The organism is Vibrio sp. (genome assembly GCF_048266485.1).
Lineage (GTDB): Bacteria > Pseudomonadota > Gammaproteobacteria > Enterobacterales > Vibrionaceae > Vibrio.
Window position 1 is genome coordinate 242,447 of record NZ_JBLWZK010000003.1, and the last position, 17,217, is coordinate 259,663.

The following is a 17,217-nucleotide window of genomic DNA, read 5'->3' on the forward strand; positions in this document are numbered from 1 at the left end:
CGAACTCTCCAGTTAAGCCTTTTTAATATCCGCTAATATTTCTATCGCTTTACACGCTTTTCTCGAGTAATGAAAAAGCACATTAGCGAAGCAAAAGTGACCAATGCAACACCTTGCCAAAATGAGTGGCTGAGGTTGACTTCTAAGTACACGGCAGAAAATAACGTCGCGAAGATAGGAATAAAATAAGACAGCGTTCCTAGCAAAATAATGTTGCCGCCGACAATGGCGTGATTCCATAAAGCATAGCCTGAACCTATGGTTATCCCAGCGATTAACACCGTAATACTACTTCCCCAAGTAAAAGTTAAGCTAAGTTCTGTGCTGAAGGCGTATTTTATCCATAAGGAGATAGCTGTTGCCATAAAGAATAGTGAGATAGGGTTTTGACCATTACTCATCTTCTTGGTGACGGTGCAATAGACCGCCCATATTATCGCACCCGAAAAAGCGAGTAGGTATGGAATAGGATTACCAGCAATATTCTGGCTGATAAGTTTCATGGATAATGTTTGATCGCCCGATATACACCACGCCACCCCCACAAAGGCTAGTGCAATACTTGGATAGATCAAAAAATTCACTTTCTTATTGCTAATAATCACACTGAGTAGAATAGTCAATGCGGGCCATAGGTAGTTGATTATCGCCATTTCCATAGATTGTCGACGGCTATCAGCTAAACCGAGTGATAGAGCTAAGCAAATTTCATAAGTAACAAATAAAACCCCGCCTACCATTAAATACCGTTTAGGAAATTTTTTAAGATGTGGCACGCCCATTACTACGAACAGAAATATCGTACTCACGGAATAGATCATCGCCGCGCCTGCGGTTGGACTAAATAATTCGGATATATCACGAATTAAAGCGGTAAGAGAGCTCCACAGTAGAATAGCGAGTACGCCGCAGAGCGTGTATTTATGTTTGTTTAGAAAGCGCATGGTAATACTTTGTCAGCGATTATGTATGAAGGTTGAAAGTATCAATAATAAGGCTGAGAGGCAATGTACAACTTACTTGAAATTACCTGCGTAAAATTGTCCAGTTATTGATGTAAAAAATGATCGCTAGATGTTAAAAAATTTATTTTTTTGAATGGGAAAAGTGAAGACTTATAGTTTGACTTTTTAAATACTTAACCATTTTATGGGTATTAAGCTAATCTTCGTAATAACAGTTACTTATAAAGAAGCATTTTAAGAAAATTTAATATTAAATTTGCTAAATATTTCTTTCTGAACCTATCCTTTAGTGGTAGATTCGCATCGTTGTGAAACCAACTTGTGGGCAAATAAGGAAAATAATTATGAAAAAAACATCTATTGCCATTATCGTGATCATCGGTGTGGTAATTGGCTGGATCACTTTTGGGGGAACTCAAGCGGTGCTTCATGCCACCTCAACTACTGAATTTTGTGTCTCATGCCACACTATGGAAAAACCTCTTCATGAGTACCAAGGATCAGTTCATTTCAGTAATAGTAAAGGTGTGAGAGCTGAATGTGCCGATTGTCATATTCCTACCCACAATACTGTCGATTATCTATGGACTAAAATTCGTGCCTCAAAAGACATCTATCATGAGTTTGTCACTGGCAAAATTGATACTGATGAAAAATACGAAGAACACCGTTTAGAAATGGCGCAAACGGTTTGGGATCAATTAAAAGCGAATGACTCTGCAACTTGTCGTAGTTGCCATAGCTTCAATGCCATGGAACTTTACGATCAACCTAAAGGTGCGCGTGAAATGCACATTGCTGCACAAAAAGATGGTCAAACCTGCATTGACTGTCATAAAGGAGTCGCTCATATCGCACCACAAATGAAACTGGATACATCTGCATTCAATCATTTATATGACATTGCTAAATCAACGCCAAGTAATGCAGAAACCGTTTATCCACTTGATTTTATTCAGATGGGTGAATTAGCCACGATTAACCCTACCGTTGAATTAAAAGTGAGCAAAACAGAAGGTGATAAGCGTACGGTTACCGTATTTGGTTACCAAATGAAAGGTGCGGAATCGGTGATTTACCTTGGTAATGGACAGCGTTCAATTTTGGCGTCTTTAACAGAAGAAGGTCAAAAAGCGTTAGAACTTGGTGAGTCTTCGACTGATGAATATGGAAACGAATGGCGTACTGCTAGCTTAACGGGTGAAATTAATGCACCGGTTATTGATTCAAATAAACCTTTATGGGAATACGGCGAAAAACTAGATAGTACATATTGCTCTACTTGTCATGCGAAAATCCCACCAAATCACTTTACTGTGAATGCATGGGGCCCGGTTGCGAAAAGCATGGGAAGTCGTACGGATATCTCGGATCTTAACCTAGAAATCCTAACTAAATTTTTACAAAACAACGCAAAAGACGTTGTTAAAGAACAAGAATAAGGAGTGAGTATGTCTGGAATTTCACGCCGTAGGTTTTTAAAAGGCTCAGGTGCAACAGCTGGTGCATTGGCGATTGCATCAATTCAACCTATGCCAGCTTTTGCGACAGAACCGAAAATTGGACGTACCGATGGTAAAGTTCTCACTGCTGGACGCATGGGGATTTTGTTAGCAGAAGTACAAGATGGAAAATTGGTGAACACGACTAATGCTCTGCCTCAAACAGTGGTTAACCATCTTCAACAAACTGGCCCATCTCAAGTTCATACTAAGGCTCGCGTTAAGTACCCAATGGTACGTAAAGGCTATTTAGCTAACCCAGAAAATCCTGAAGGTGTTCGTGGACAAGACGAATATGTTCGCGTGTCATGGGAAGAAGCTTATAAGCTTATCAATGAACAACACGGCCGTATTCGTAAGACTTACGGTCCGGAAGGTATTTTCGCAGGTTCTTATGGTTGGCACTCAAGTGGTGCTTTGCATGATGCACGTACATTATTGCAGCGTTATATGGGATTAGCGGGTGGCTATGTTGGATCACTAGGTGACTACTCTACGGGTGCTGCTCAGGTGATCATGCCATACGTAGTTGGTTCGATTGAAGTATATGAACAACAAACCACCTATCCAGTGGTATTAGAGCATTCTGATGTCGTTGTACTTTGGGGCATGAACCCTCTAAATACTTTACAGGTAGCTTGGACAGCCAATGATGGTCAAGGGTTAGAGTTCTTCCACCAGCTAAAAAAATCTGGAAAGACCGTAATTGCTATTGATCCAATTCGCTCAGAAACCATTGAGTTTTTTGGAGATAATGCACAGTGGATTGCTCCACATCCAATGACCGATGTGGCATTAGCGATGGGTGTGGCTCATACGTTGGTGAAAAATGATAAACATGATGTTGAGTTTATTGAAAAATACACTCACGGTTTTGATAAATTCAATGATTACTTGTTGGGTAAAACAGACGGCGTAGTAAAAGATTCTGCATGGGCAGAAAAAATTACAAGCGTACCGGCGAAACAAATCGAACTGCTAGCGGATATCTTCTCTAAAAACCGTACCATGTTAATGGCCGGTTGGGGTATACAGCGTCAACAATTTGGTGAGCAACGTCACTGGATGATCGTGACCCTTGCAGCAATGCTTGGTCAAATTGGTCTACCTGGTGGTGGCTTTGGTTTCTCTTACCATTACTCAAATGGTGGTAATCCAGCGCGTGATGCGGGTATTTTACCCTCTATTTCCTCTACGATTAATGAATCATCAACAAATGGTGGTCACTCGACAAGCTCTTGGTTAAAAAATGGTGGTTCGGTAGTAAATGCGCTTCCTGTTGCTCGTATTACTGAGGCATTAGAAAACCCAGGAATGCAGTACCAGCACAATGGACATACCCTAACTTATCCAGATATCAAAATGGTGTGGTGGTCTGGTGGCGGTAACTTTACTCAGCATCAAGATACCAACCGTTTAATACGTGCATGGCAAAAACTTGAGCTTTCTGTTGTTTCTGAAATTTATTGGACAGCAGCCGCGAAACACGCTGATATCGTATTACCAATCAATACCAGCTTCGAGCGAAATGATGTGGTAATGGTGGGTGATTACAGTAGTCAATTCTTATCACCAATGAAACAAGCTATACCTTCTCAGTTTGAATCTAAAAGTGATTTTGAAGTGTTTTCTGAACTTTCTGAATATTTATTTAAAGGAGGTCGTGACGTTTACACTGAAGGACGTGATGAAATGGAGTGGCTAAATCACTTCTACAAAATTGCGCAAAAAGGCGGTCGTAACTCTCGTGTGCCTATGCCTAACTTCACACATTTCTGGAAAGAAAATCAGTACATTGAAATGAAGTGGAACGAGAAAAATGCTCAGTTTGTTCGTTACGCTGAGTTTAGAAAAGATCCAACCATGAACCCGCTAGGTACGCCAAGTGGTAAGATTGAAATCTACTCTAAAACACTTGCAAGCTATAACTTGCCAGACTGCCCAGCACATCCAACATGGTTAGAGCCTACTGAATATACAGGTTCTGCTAAAGAAGGTGAGCTACAATTAATGACTGCGCACTCAGCGTACCGTTTACACAGTCAGTTCAACTATGCTGACATCCGTAAAGAGTATGCGATTGCCGGTAAAGAGCCGATCTTAATCAACAAAGCCGATGCAGAAAAACGCGGCATTAAAACAGGCGATATTGTTCGTGTGTTTAACCAACGAGGCCAAGTTCTAGCGGGTGCTGATGTGACTGACGGCATTAAGCAAGGTTCGGTATGTATCCATGAAGGCGCATGGCCCGACTTTGACCCTAAGCTAGGTATTTGTCGTAATGGTGGTCCAAATGTACTGACATTGGATATTCCGACTTCTCGTCTTTCTAATGGCTGTGCAGCAAACTCAGCGCTAGTAAAAGTTGAGAAGTGGGTAGGTGATGCGCTTGAAACACAAGCTTTCTTACCACCAAAAGGTGTAGATGCTTAAGCATTAAGTTCAATTATTACGAATATTTAGTCCTTAATAGTGAAAATCCGAGCCAAATAGCTCGGATTTTTTTGTGTTCTTAGTTGTAGAGGACAGATAACCCACGATAAAAGAGATATATTTATAACCGTTTGATTATATTGTGCGCACTTAAACAAAAATGTGCATAAAAGGGCTTTTTTTTTCTCTCGATTGTGGCATAGTATCTCCGTCTTCCAAAGACAGCTTACCCAGTAAGCGTGCGTCGTATAATGGCTATTACCTCAGCCTTCCAAGCTGATGATGCGGGTTCGATTCCCGCCGCACGCTCCAAATCTTATAGTAACCTTTCAAAAGTTACATAATTCCAATATATATCTGATTAATAACACTCTTTTTTGAGTGATGTTTTGTTTCTGCGGTTTAGATATCGTTAAAATAAAATCATGATAATTTAGCTGGGGAGTATTTAAGGAAGTTAAACACTCATGTGGTCACCTCACTTAATACAAGGTTAGCATAGTCTCTTTTCTTTAATCTAAATAGTATGGCATTTTCTTAATATGTGATTTACATCAACTATTGTCTGATTCTTATGGTATAAGATTTAATCTTCAAAAAAATGAAGATTAAAAATGACTAAACGATATATAAAAAAAAATGGAGTAGCAATATTAAAGATTGCTAGATATTTGTTAACCGCAGAAGTTGGGGACAGATTAAAAACGATTGATGAATTGTCTGGTGAAATTGGATGTTCTGTTGGATACGTAGCAAAAGCAATCAAACATATTGAAGCTGAAAATGCGGTCTATCTCACTCGTCAGGGACGAAATGGAACCATTATTTCAGCGCTCGATTTTCGTTTATTAATTACATTATCTGAAATTGATAACATCGTATGTGCGATGCCACTACCTTATACAAAACATTATGAAGGTCTTGCTTCAGGGCTAAAGCAACAAATTAATATGGTACCTTTTTATTTTGCTCATATGCGAGGGGCCGAAGTTAGAGCTGAGTGTTTAAAAAATGGCATTTATGATTTAGCTATAATGTCAAAACTAGCGGCTGAAAAATATGTTGCAGAGGGTGAATTGGAAATTGCTATTGAGTTAAAGGCTCATAGTTATGTACCCGAACATAGATTAATTTATCGTAGCGGGCAGCTTAATGATATTTTGCGAGTCGGCGTTGACTTTGAATCAATTGACCAGAAGTTATTAACTGAATTGTTTTTTACAAACAAAAAAATAACGATAGTTTCAATACCATATAATGAGTGCCTCGACAAGATTTCATCTGGTGAGATTGATGCGGCAATTTGGTATACACCTAGACATGAATCACTTCAATCTTTAGGTTTAAGTGAAGAACCTTTAGATATTATTCCAGAATTTGATAAAGCATCTATTGCTGTTTTTATGGTAAGAAAAAACTCAGACTATCTAAAAATAATGTTATCAAACATTATAGACCAAAATCAGTTATTACAGCATCAAAATGATGTTATTTCAGGGGTTGTAATTCCTACTTATTAGAAGGGTAAATAATGCATGAAAGAATGAAAATATTATATGATAACGGTGTGATAACCGGTGACTCATATCAAGGTATCTTATCGGTAATTAATACTTTAAATGATGAGTGGAAGCTTAATAATGATGATGAGCAGTATCAGATGGCGATGACTCATTTAGTTAGAGCTATTGATCGAGTTCGTCGTGAAGAACCGGTTACGGAAGGACTTGATGTAGATATTGAATCTGAATTAATGGCAAGTGAATACTACTTTACTATTTTAGAAATGAATGAACGAGTATGTTCGATGATGGGAGTGAAATGCGAAGACATCCCCAAGGAAGAAAAAGGCTTTCTTATCTGTAATCTTCTTTCCATATATCTAAAATCCAATTAAATAATGAGGTCACGTATGCCAATAGATGAAACAGGATATACATATTGCCATGAGCATCTTCATATTGACTTATCGATACAAAAAAAAGATGTCGATTGTAAATTGGATCAGTATGATTTAATTAAGAGCGAACTAATTGAGTTACAGCATCTTGGTGTACGTAATATTATTGAGGTAACTAACCGTTTTATGGGGAGAAATCCTCAATTTATTGAAGATTTAATTAGAGATACAAAAATGAACATTCTGTTATCGACAGGTTTTTATATTGAAGGTTTTTTCCCAGATTACTTGGCAGAAATGTCTATAGACAATATTGCTAAAACAATGATAGATGAAATCGAATATGGAATTGATGGCACCACTTTAAAAGCCTCATTGATAGGAGAAATAGGTAGCAGTGAGAATGACTTCACGCCAACAGAAAAAAAAGTGTTTATAGCCGCCGCTCAAGCACATTTAGATACAGGGCGTCCTATTTCGACTCATACATCGTTTAGCACTATGGGCCGGCAACAAGCTCAGTTGCTAAGAAGTCATGGTGTCAATTTATCCCATGTCACAATAGGGCATTGTGATCTAAGAGATAACTTTGATGATCTCCTCTGGCTGCTTGATCAAGGTTGCTACATACAAATCGATACGATTGGTAAGAATGCATATTACCCAGATGAAAAAAGAGTTGAGGTGATTAAAGAGTTATTGCATCGGGGCTATGACAGGCAACTTATGTTATCAATGGATGTTACTCGTCGCTCTCATCTTAAAGAAAATGGAGGATTAGGTTTTTCTTATTTAATAGAGAAATTTGTTCCTAAATTATTAGAACGAGGTGTTAATAACGAGAATATTGAAATGATGCTCAAGCATAACCCTGCTCGATTTTTTAATGAAAATTTGTAAAAGCACCATTAATTTAAGGACAAATGATGAAAAAGATTGCAATTGCTGGATTACAGCGTGAACAAATAAAAGAGCAAATAGAGTTAAGTGCTCCTGATATGTTTGAATGCCATATTTTAAATGATATGGATGCAGCGATGAAAGTGAAATCAGGTGAAATCGATTATTATATTGGAGCCTGTAATACCGGGGCAGGGGCGGCATTGAGTATGGCTATCGCGATAATTGGCTTTAATCAATCTTGTACGATTGCAAAACCAGGAATTAAAGCTAAAGAGGTCGAAGTGGCTCGATTTATTAGTGAAGGAAAGAAGGCATTTGGTTTATCTATAGAACATGTTGAACATGCTATTCCAATGTTAATTAACTTACTAATAAAAGAGGTGTGACATGGAATTATATAATGTCGCATTAATCGCTGCATTGTGCGCGATGACAGCATTAATAGCTAATATGTCAGCTGCAGTTTTTCATGATGGTATCCGACCTATATTACCTCAAGTTGTTGAGGGAAATATGACGCGACGTGATGCAGGGTCGGTCGCATTTGGTTTATCAATTGGCTTCGTTGCTTCGGTTGGGATCTCTTTTACCTTATCTACAGGTTTGCTAAACCCGTGGCTGCTTTTTTTACCGACCGATATTATCGGAGTCATGGCTGGCAGCCGTATTATCGCCGCGATTGGTGGTGGTATATGGGGGGTGTTAGTGGTTACCAGTTTAGCGGGAGTGAACGCTGTTTTGACAGGTTTACCTGTTGATGCACTAGGTGCATTAGGCGAGCTTGGTACTCCTGTGATGTCAGCGTTTGCATTATTCCCGTTACTGGCCATTTTTTACCAATTTGGCTGGAAATCAGGCACGTTTGCTAGCGTTGTAGTTTTAATTGCTCGATTACTTACTATTAAATATACGGCGGTATATCCAGAATCGATTCAAATTTTTGTTGGAATGGTAATGTTGGTTGGTATCGCAATCCGTAATGATTTAAGAGACAAAGCGAATGGGATAACTCCACCCGATATGAGTGGATTGCATAGCTTATTTGAAGAGCGGACAAAGCGTATTCTTAAAAATATGCCATTGCTGGCAGTGACGGGGGGGCTTATTTCTGCCGCAGCTGCATCAGGTATTTTTGCTGGATCAGAAGTCTCTATTTATTCTTTAGTAGAAGCATACAAAATGACCGATCCGGAGGCACAGCAATCGGCATTAAATCAAGTTGCTTTATCTGAGTTCATGCGAGGACTTGGTTTTATCCCTCTAATTGCTACGACTGCATTAGCGACTGGTGTGTATGGAGTGGTTGGTTTTACTTTTGTATTTGTTGTTGGTTATTTATCACCAAACGTCCCTGTTGCTGCAATTTTAGGTGCGGTCACTATATGTTTAGAAGTTTATTTATTAAGAGGCATAGGTCGTTTTCTTGAACAATTCCCATCTATTCGTAATGCATCCGATAACATACGAAATAGTATGAATACTTTGATGGAATTTGCTCTTTTAATTGGCGGTGTATTGGCAGTTATGAAAATGGGTTCTACAACAGGATTTACTATTTTTGTCATTTTATACTACCTCAATGAAGTAATGGGTCGACCTATTTTAAAAATTGCCTCACCTGCTGTAGCTGCAATTTTAACGGGAGTTATTTTAAACGTATTATTTGTTTTTGGCTTGTTTGTTCCTGCTTAAAATTAAGTTTTTAATCTATGTTTCTAATTGTAAAGAGTGATTGTTATGTTTTTAAAGGCTTTACAAAAGCAAAACTCAGAGTTGATTTCAACAGCTATTGCAATGCATAGGAATGGAGAAATATTACCAGACTCATATGTGTTCGATGTTGATGCATTCACTGAGAATGTTAAAAAAATTCAGATGTACGCGACAGAATATGGCATTAAATTATATGGGATGACAAAGCAATTTGGTCGAAATCCTATATTGGCAAGAATTCTTATGGATATTGGGTTTGATGGTATCGTGGCTGTTGACTTTAAAGAAGCGCGATTGTTACATCGAGTGGGTATTAAAATATCTCATATAGGTCATTTAGTGCAAATACCTTCTAAAATGGTTGAAGAGGTTGTATCTATTATTCGTCCAGAAGTGATTACTGTGTATTCTTTGATAAAAGCAAAAGAAATATCTGATGCAGCGAAGAAGGCAGGAGTGACCCAAAAATTATTACTAAAGTTTTATGCTGAGGGTGATTGTCTATTTATTAATCAAGAGTCTGGTTTTCCAATATCAGAAATGGATAAAGTGGTCAGATATATTTCAGCATTAGATAATGTTGTTATTGAAGGGCTCACTCACTTTCCGTGCTTTTTAGTTAATGAGGAAGGAAATACAATTCCTACTCCTAATTTTAAAACATTACTTACTGCCAAAAAAATGATGGAAGAGAAGGGTGTTCGGATAAATCAAGTAAATACACCGTCATCTACTAGTCATGAAACGATTCCTGTGCTTGCTGCGCAGGGAGCGACTCATGGGGAGCCTGGGCATGCATTGACTGGGACGACACCATCGAATATTAATGGAACACAAGTAGAAAAGATGTCCATGCTGTATTTATCGGAAGTATCACATCAATTTAATAACAAGTCTTATTGTTATGGTGGTGGATTTTATCGTAGAGGCCTATTAGATATGGCTTTAATTGATGGTACTGAAGTCAAAGTTACCAACGATGATACCGATAGCATTGATTATCATCTTTTATTAGATGGTATTTATCCGATTGGTTCGAGTGTTGTCATGGCATTTCGTACGCAAATATTTGTGACTCGTAGTGACGTTGTATTGATTAAAGGTATTTCAGTAGGTAAGCCAGAGATCATTGGTATTTATAACTCACTTGGACAGGAGATCTAGTATGGGGCGATTCATTGTTGTCGTATTAGATGGCTTTGGTGTAGGAGAGATGGACGATGTAAAGTTGACTAGAACACAAGATATCGGTTCTAACACTGCCTATAAACTACTTAACTATTACTCTGATCAAGATTTACCTGTATTAGGAAAGCTAGGGTTAAATAATGTTGTTAAGAGTAGAACATCTGTGATCAAGAAAAATAGGTTTGCAAATACAGGGACGATTAATTTGAAGCATGAAGGTTGCGATACCTTCGCTGGGCATCAAGAGTTGATGGGGACTTTACCTAAAAAACCGTTAGTTAAACCATTTTATTATTCAATTGATGCTATTGAGAATGCACTTCTCAAGCATGGATATCAAGTGGAAAGAGTTAATAGGCTTGATGCTGAAATTTTATTTGTGAATCAGTGTGTGATGGTGGGAGACAATTTAGAGGCAGAGTTAGGGCAGGTTTATAATATAACCGCCAATTTAAATTTAATTAGTTTTGATGAATTACAAATCTTAGGTACAGTGATCAGAGGTGCCAATAATGTTTCTCGTAATGTAGTATTTGGTGGTCTGTTAGACTCTAATCAGTCGCTCTTTGATGCAATTGAAGTGAGGGGTAAGTATATTGGTGTTAATGCTCCTAGATCTGGTGCTTATGATAAAGGCTTTCAGGTTGTACATCTAGGTTATGGTGTTGATCACTCTGTTCAAGCTCCACAAATGATTAATCAAAATGGTGTCAAAACGATTTTGATTGGTAAAGTTGCTGATATTGTCCAGATTAAAAATGGTGTTAACTTTGTTAAGATGGTAGATACTGATGATATTTTTGAGCGTAGTGTTGAGGAGATAAAGAAGCTTAACAATGGCTTCTTTTGTATTAATATTCAGGAAACGGACTTATCTGGCCATAAAGAAAACTCGGAATTGTATTGGTCTACTTTACAACGAGCGGATGAAGGAATAGGAAGAATTATATCTTTATTAAATAAAGACGATATTTTAATTATTACTGCAGATCACGGAAATGATCCTTTTATTGGCCATGGTATGCATACTCGGGAAAGAGTGCCTTTACTACTTGTAAGCGAAGGAATCTATGGTGTTGATTTCGGTGAACGTGGAACCCTTGCAGATATTGGCGCTACTGTTTGTGATTACTTCAACGCTAATCCGCCCGAGTTTGGAACCTCGTTTTTGTCATTGATTCACATTAAGAAGAATATCTCTGTGTGAATAGAGATGTTGCAGTGAGTGCATTCAACTGGGTTCTTGTTAGACCATGTTTTCTCCAACAACGTGGGGTAGCTATTGAAAATATTCAATATGCTCGATAACTGAGAATACAACACTTGTGTTGAAATGTTTTTCCACGCTATGAAAGTAGAGCAGATAAAATATGAATCGATATTATTTTCTCAAATGAAAAATAGCGTGTCTTTTTTACTTTTTTTGGAAAATTAAATTCGTTATCTTTCTTTTAATTGAACGAAAGTAATCCATTTTTTAAGGGATGATTAGTCAGTTAATTGATATAACACTCTTCATTAAGTAGTTTTATGTTTCTGCAGTTTAGGATTCGTTCCTCAAAATACTTCAGTGGCCAATGGGGCGATTTATTCTCTTTTGGCGTTAAATAAACAGATACTTCCCAATAAACAAAGAAGCCAATACCGACACCGTTATTGGCTTTTGATTTATATCTTAAATGGTTTTACTTTTTAAACGATGTTAGCTCAAGTTTAGAAAAAGTCACGCTGTTGTAGTCACCATTTTTGACATCAGTGGCGAAGTCACCTGTACCTGCACAACCAGGAGACCAGAAACCGTCATCATCTTTTATGCTGCATTGACCGTATGCGCCAGCTTTAAAGTAGAAAGAATCTTCCGCGTAGCCACGTGGGTTGTCTTTCTCATCTACTGTACCGTCAGGCTTCAAGTTTTTAGATAGATCGATTTTATATTCAACTGTCTTGTGGTTTTTCGAAGTGAATGTTAAATGCATAATGTTACCTTCAACATCAACAATATAACTAAATTCTTCACCCAGTGCTAAACCAGCATCTTTAGGATCTTCTTTGTTTTCCCAAGTATTGCCCCAAACTGGGTAAGCAATATCAGTACGGTTTGGATCGTTTTTCTCTAAGTTACGCTCGTAATTAAAGAATACAGAACCATTTTCATGTCCTGGCCATTTTTTGTAGAAGATTTTTAATGGCTCATTACCGTAACCAAAGCCAGTTTTCGCTTCGATCATTTTTGGATCTTTGTTTGCGTGAATTTGACCGACTACAACAGAATAAGCAGGGTATTTATTAGGTTGATTAGCATGAGTCGCTACATGGTTTACTTTTAATGTTGCTTCAAGTTTGCCACCGATAGAGCCAAATTTATCGGCATTAGGGTTTGCTGCAATAGTCCAGTTATTTAGTGGATCTTTTACACCAATATTTAAGTCTGTTCCTCTTAACATTTGGCGTAATTCAGAACGTGCATTTGATGATCCTGATGTAGTAATAGCTTTATTTTGTACTTGAAAAACCATATTGCCATCATCATCTAAAAAGAAATAGTCAGGGTTTGAATAGCTAAACATTGCCACCCCTTCAATTTCATCAATTTTACCGTTTTTATCCCTGTCTTCTGGAACGGTAATTTTCCAGTTCATCATGTCAAACTTGTCAGCAGGTACAGGAGTGGCTTGCGCCATTGAATTTACTGAACAACCTAAGATAACCGACATGCAGAGGAATTTTTTTAACATTTTCTATCCTTATTTAACGTTATGTTTTAATTGTTTTTTATATTTAGGTACAGATATCTAATTAATAGTTAGATTGTAAAATCTTATAATAATACAAAATGTGGAGTGGTGAGTTTTGTCACATATTACGGAAGGGAAAATAGCGCAAAATCACTTTTTAAAACTTTTTATTCTCCCTAGATTACATTTAACTAAGGAGAATAATTTTAATAATGGGCACCTCTATAACACTCTAATTATTAATGAATTAAGCCAAAGAATTTCGGTAAGAATAAGCTTAATGCTGGAATAAAGGTAATCAGCAATAAGGTGATAATTAGCACGCTACAGAATGGAAGAATAGCTCGAATCACTTTTTCAATTTTGACACCACTGACACTACAACCGACGAATAAAGCGGTACCAACCGGTGGGGTGGCAATACCAATACATAAGTTAAAGATAATCATCATGGCAAAATGAATCGGATCCATTCCCAGCTGTGCCGCGATTGGCATAAAGATGGGGGTGAAAATGAGCAGCGCAGGGGTTAAATCCATGAACATGCCAACAATTAATAAAATAAGATTCATTAATAGGAAAATAATGATCGGATTATCAGAAATAGACAACATCCAATCACTGATCATTCCCGGCAGGCCAGTGAATGCCATTGCCCAAGACATGATGGTAGAAGCACCGATAATAAACAACATGATGCCCGTGATTTCTGTGGTTTCAATGCTGATTTGTTTAATATCTTGCCAACTGATCGTTCGATAACACAATGACAAAACAAAAGAGTAGAGTACCGCGATACAAGCACCTTCGGTTGCGGTAAATACTCCACCAATAATGCCGCCGATAACCACTAAGATTAAACCTAAACTCGGCACAGCTTGCCATACAATAGAGGTCACTTGTCTTAAGGTATGACGCTCGATAGCGTGTTTATCATAACCTTTGCGCTTAGCAATAATATAAGCCACAACCATACAGCTTAAACCCATTAATATACCAGGTACGTAACCAGCAATAAACAGAGCGGCAACCGAAGTACCACCACTGACTACGGAAAAGACAATCAATGAATTACTTGGTGGAATAAGTAGGCCAGCAGGGCAAGAGGCAACGTTAACCGCTGTTGAGTACGCATTGTCGTAACCCTCTTTTTTCATTTCAGGTGCAAGGGTTTTACCTACCGCTGCTGCTGCCGCAACCGCCGAGCCAGATACCGCGCCAAACATCATATTGGATAAAATATTAACGTGAGCAAGTGACCCTGGAAGACGGCCAACTAACAATTTAGCAAAGTTAATCAACCGACCTGCAATACCGCCTCGGTTCATTATGTTGCCTGCCAGAATAAAGAATGGAATAGCCAGTAAACTAAAGCTATCAACTCCAGTGACAATCTTTTGCCCAGCCGTCATTGAAGCGACATCAAAAGGAAGAATGGTGTACATGATCACCAGTGAAGACATCGCAATTGCAATCGCAATCGGCACACTGAGTGCAATCATGGTTAAAAATAGGCATAACAGCCAAAAGCCAACAGAAATATCCATATTCACGGGACCTTAGTGAGATTCTTTAATAAAAGGTTCTAAAATGTTGAGTATTAAATAGAAAACAATTAGAACGCCGGACAAGGGTAAAATAAAATACACGTAGGCCATTGGAATTTGTAAAGCAGGGGAGAATTGCTGCATAGTACGGCCAATTAATGCCCAGCCACCTTTTAACATGGCAAGAGAAACAAAAGATAAAGTAAGAAAATTGATAAAGAGTTGAAGTGCAGTGTTCATTTGGGGAGAAATATTATCCGCTAATAACGTAATCGCTAAGTGGCCTCTTTTTCCAAATAAATAACTGGCACCCAATAGACCTAACCAAATCATTAAATAACGTGATAATTCATCAGTAAATGAACTTGGATCATTTAAAATATACCGACTAAATACTTGCCAAGTCACCGTAATAACTAAAGCTAGTAATGCAAAACCGCAAAAAATTAATATGGATTTATCTAGGTAATATCTTATATTTTTAAGCAGAACAAACATGGGCGTTCCTTAATACTATCAAAAGCTGTCTGCTCCTAGATTAGGGAGTTAAAACTGCAGATAAGTTGACGGTGTTTTTTCACTTATCGCCTTACCGCAGTTCCAATGACTTCGGCTATAGTGTTGTCAAAGTCTCAATAGAGCAAACATGATAAAAGTACGATGTTGAATTATTTAATCGCTTGGATTTTATCGATGAAGTAGCTAAGTTTTGGATCTTTTTTCGCCTCATCCAACATAGGTTTTACCTTTTCTTGGAATTTGGCTTTATCTACTTCAACAAACGTTACGCCCATTTTTTTCGCTTTTTCAATGTTGGCATTTTCAGTTTGATCCCATATTTTAATTTCTTCTTCTAAAGATTCAGCCGCTGCTTCTTTCATGATTTTACGTTCTTTATCGCTTAGATTTGCCCAAGTATTTTCAGAAATAATGATCAAGTCTGGGCTCATGGTGTGTTGGTCCATTGAGTAGAACTTAGCAACTTCACTGTGGCGCATTTCAACTAAGCTAGAAACGTTGTTTTCCGCTGCATCGATAACACCTTGTTGTAAGCCAGTATATACTTCTGTAAATGGAAGTGGCGTAGCTTTAGCACCAAGCAAGCTGATCATTTTCATCATGGTAGGAGATTCTGGAACACGAATTTTTAAACCAGCAAGGTCTTCTGGAGTTTTAATGGGCTTTTTAGCATAGAAGCTTCTTGAACCTGAGTCATAAAAAGTTAGCCCTATAAATCCTTTACCTTTGCTAGAGTTAAGTAATTCTTCAGCAGCATCACTACGCATAAATGAACGCATGTGTTCAGGGCTTCTAAATAAAAATGGGATAGAAATCACTTTAAATGTAGGTTCGAATGATTCCGCCAATGAACCATTAATTTTTGCCATATCAATTGCACCCGTTACAACTTGTTCTGCTTGATCACGCTCTGAACCAAGTTGCGCATTTGGGAAGATTTTGACCGTAAGATCCCCATTCGATTTTTCTTTTACTTTGTCAGCAAAGATAACCATGCCTTTATGGGCTGCATTGTCTAATGACATTGCATGGCCAAGTGTTAAGGTCTTTGCTGAGATAGAAAAGTTAGTAAAGAGAGCGGCGATAGCAAGAGGTAAAATTAGCTTTTTCATGTAACGTCCTTATTATGTTGTTGTTTGATGTTTAGTGTAGTTATGTAGTTTTGTAATACAATAATAAAGGGTTCATAATTTGACCGACATCTTACATTTAGTCACATTTGTGATCTGGGTGGTATTAATAAAAAATCATAATAATGGTTTGTTTATTATTGAGCTTAAAATGGTGTTTAAGTGATTTTTGTCACAAGATTTTTATATTTAAAGAAAATAATGATAACTTTACTTTTTAGTATTAAATTGTGATTTTTATATGAAAAAGTTTATGGTTGGTTTTTTATTTTATTTGAGTAGGCCAAAATGATTGTACATTAATAAATGGCTTTCATTCTTGCTTTGTTAAAAAGGCACTTTTATTGAAATGTCTGTTGATTTATAAAGTGTTTTTAATTAAGTGTTTATTTGTCATGGCAAGGCTTTAATATCGTTTAAGCCTCAGGTTTTGGTCATTATCGTAGTCATTATCCAGCGTTATAGCGGTTGATGATACAACTTAATGGGAGTTGTACTAGGTCACTTATGATTCCGCAATGAAACTAATTTGATTCTTGGCTTTGGTTCAGGGCAACCGCATGAGTGTCTAATTTTTCGCCACCTGACTAAAGCCAACACTTAATACTGCCTCTAACATGGCGGTATTCATCATGCATCGCTTTTGCTTACCAACAATGCTTAGCTTCGTTGGCTCTTCTCT

General features: G+C 37.7%; 14 protein-coding genes and 1 tRNA gene. 10 read left to right on the forward strand and 5 right to left on the reverse strand.

The window, feature by feature from the left end; genetic code table 11:
* Window positions 1-41: 41 nt before the first annotated feature.
* Complete coding sequence (gene yddG, locus ACN0T8_RS07060; protein ID WP_417879931.1) at window positions 42-944, reverse strand: aromatic amino acid DMT transporter YddG; 903 nt, start codon at window positions 942-944, stop codon at window positions 42-44.
* Window positions 945-1,309: 365 nt separating this feature from the next.
* Here yddG and ACN0T8_RS07065 point away from each other — a divergent pair, with 365 nt between their 5' ends.
* The 10 genes from ACN0T8_RS07065 to ACN0T8_RS07110 all read left to right on the forward strand — a co-directional run bounded on the left by ACN0T8_RS07065 (window position 1,310) and on the right by ACN0T8_RS07110 (window position 11,811).
* Window positions 1,310-2,407, forward strand: a complete 1,098-nt coding sequence (locus tag ACN0T8_RS07065) for a NapC/NirT family cytochrome c (protein WP_417879932.1) — start codon at window positions 1,310-1,312, stop codon at window positions 2,405-2,407.
* 9 nt (window positions 2,408-2,416) lie between these two features.
* Window positions 2,417-4,900, forward strand: a complete 2,484-nt coding sequence (locus ACN0T8_RS07070; protein WP_417879933.1) for a molybdopterin guanine dinucleotide-containing S/N-oxide reductase — start codon at window positions 2,417-2,419, stop codon at window positions 4,898-4,900.
* A gap of 237 nt (window positions 4,901-5,137) precedes the next feature.
* A tRNA-Gly gene (locus ACN0T8_RS07075) sits at window positions 5,138-5,212 on the forward strand.
* 302 nt (window positions 5,213-5,514) lie between these two features.
* On the forward strand, window positions 5,515-6,420 hold the full coding sequence (gene yhfZ / locus ACN0T8_RS07080; protein WP_417879934.1) for a GntR family transcriptional regulator YhfZ: 906 nt from the start codon (window positions 5,515-5,517) through the stop codon (window positions 6,418-6,420).
* 11 nt (window positions 6,421-6,431) lie between these two features.
* Window positions 6,432-6,797, forward strand: coding sequence for a hypothetical protein (locus tag ACN0T8_RS07085; RefSeq protein WP_417879935.1), 366 nt, complete (start codon window positions 6,432-6,434; stop codon window positions 6,795-6,797).
* Between the two features lie 15 nt (window positions 6,798-6,812).
* Complete coding sequence (locus ACN0T8_RS07090; RefSeq protein ID WP_417879936.1) at window positions 6,813-7,700, forward strand: phosphotriesterase-related protein; 888 nt, start codon at window positions 6,813-6,815, stop codon at window positions 7,698-7,700.
* 26 nt (window positions 7,701-7,726) lie between these two features.
* On the forward strand, window positions 7,727-8,089 hold the full coding sequence (locus ACN0T8_RS07095; RefSeq protein WP_417879937.1) for a DUF2620 domain-containing protein: 363 nt from the start codon (window positions 7,727-7,729) through the stop codon (window positions 8,087-8,089).
* A 1-nt stretch (window position 8,090) separates the two neighbouring features.
* Window positions 8,091-9,395 carry a YhfT family protein gene (locus ACN0T8_RS07100; protein WP_417879938.1) on the forward strand — a complete coding sequence of 435 codons (1,305 nt, stop codon included), beginning with the start codon at window positions 8,091-8,093 and terminating at the stop codon, window positions 9,393-9,395.
* Window positions 9,396-9,440: 45 nt separating this feature from the next.
* Window positions 9,441-10,580 (forward strand): YhfX family PLP-dependent enzyme, encoded by a 1,140-nt coding sequence (locus tag ACN0T8_RS07105; protein WP_417879939.1) that lies wholly within the window; start codon window positions 9,441-9,443, stop codon window positions 10,578-10,580.
* Window position 10,581: 1 nt separating this feature from the next.
* Entirely contained in the window at window positions 10,582-11,811 is a 1,230-nt protein-coding gene (locus ACN0T8_RS07110; RefSeq protein ID WP_417879940.1) for a phosphopentomutase, read from the forward strand.
* Window positions 11,812-12,289: 478 nt separating this feature from the next.
* On the opposite strand, the gene ACN0T8_RS07115 is transcribed toward ACN0T8_RS07110, so the two are convergent.
* The 4 genes from ACN0T8_RS07115 to ACN0T8_RS07130 all read right to left on the reverse strand — a co-directional run bounded on the left by ACN0T8_RS07115 (window position 12,290) and on the right by ACN0T8_RS07130 (window position 16,517).
* Window positions 12,290-13,318 (reverse strand): polysaccharide lyase family 7 protein, encoded by a 1,029-nt coding sequence (locus ACN0T8_RS07115; protein WP_417879954.1) that lies wholly within the window; start codon window positions 13,316-13,318, stop codon window positions 12,290-12,292.
* 260 nt (window positions 13,319-13,578) lie between these two features.
* Window positions 13,579-14,886: a TRAP transporter large permease gene (locus ACN0T8_RS07120; protein WP_417879941.1), complete on the reverse strand. Its 1,308-nt coding sequence runs from the start codon at window positions 14,884-14,886 to the stop codon at window positions 13,579-13,581.
* A 12-nt stretch (window positions 14,887-14,898) separates the two neighbouring features.
* Complete coding sequence (locus ACN0T8_RS07125) at window positions 14,899-15,375, reverse strand: TRAP transporter small permease (protein ID WP_417879955.1); 477 nt, start codon at window positions 15,373-15,375, stop codon at window positions 14,899-14,901.
* Between the two features lie 179 nt (window positions 15,376-15,554).
* A complete protein-coding gene (locus tag ACN0T8_RS07130) occupies window positions 15,555-16,517 on the reverse strand; it encodes a TRAP transporter substrate-binding protein (RefSeq protein ID WP_417879942.1) in 963 nt (320 codons plus the stop codon).
* Between the last annotated feature and the right edge of the window lie 700 nt (window positions 16,518-17,217).

Bases quoted from the DNA above. Each gene is read 5' to 3' on its own strand.
- ACN0T8_RS07110 (WP_417879940.1), top strand. From the start codon at position 10,582: ATGGGGCGATTCATTGTTGTCGTATTAGATGGCTTTGGTGTAGGAGAG.
- ACN0T8_RS07065 (WP_417879932.1), top strand. From the start codon at position 1,310: ATGAAAAAAACATCTATTGCCATTATCGTGATCATCGGTGTGGTAATT.
- ACN0T8_RS07085 (WP_417879935.1), top strand. From the start codon at position 6,432: ATGCATGAAAGAATGAAAATATTATATGATAACGGTGTGATAACCGGT.
- ACN0T8_RS07115 (WP_417879954.1), bottom strand. From the start codon at position 13,318: ATGTCGGTTATCTTAGGTTGTTCAGTAAATTCAATGGCGCAAGCCACT.
- ACN0T8_RS07120 (WP_417879941.1), bottom strand. From the start codon at position 14,886: ATGGATATTTCTGTTGGCTTTTGGCTGTTATGCCTATTTTTAACCATG.
- ACN0T8_RS07095 (WP_417879937.1), top strand. From the start codon at position 7,727: ATGAAAAAGATTGCAATTGCTGGATTACAGCGTGAACAAATAAAAGAG.
- ACN0T8_RS07105 (WP_417879939.1), top strand. From the start codon at position 9,441: ATGTTTTTAAAGGCTTTACAAAAGCAAAACTCAGAGTTGATTTCAACA.
- ACN0T8_RS07090 (WP_417879936.1), top strand. From the start codon at position 6,813: ATGCCAATAGATGAAACAGGATATACATATTGCCATGAGCATCTTCAT.
- ACN0T8_RS07070 (WP_417879933.1), top strand. From the start codon at position 2,417: ATGTCTGGAATTTCACGCCGTAGGTTTTTAAAAGGCTCAGGTGCAACA.
- ACN0T8_RS07100 (WP_417879938.1), top strand. From the start codon at position 8,091: ATGGAATTATATAATGTCGCATTAATCGCTGCATTGTGCGCGATGACA.
- yddG (WP_417879931.1), bottom strand. From the start codon at position 944: ATGCGCTTTCTAAACAAACATAAATACACGCTCTGCGGCGTACTCGCT.
- yhfZ (WP_417879934.1), top strand. From the start codon at position 5,515: ATGACTAAACGATATATAAAAAAAAATGGAGTAGCAATATTAAAGATT.
- ACN0T8_RS07130 (WP_417879942.1), bottom strand. From the start codon at position 16,517: ATGAAAAAGCTAATTTTACCTCTTGCTATCGCCGCTCTCTTTACTAAC.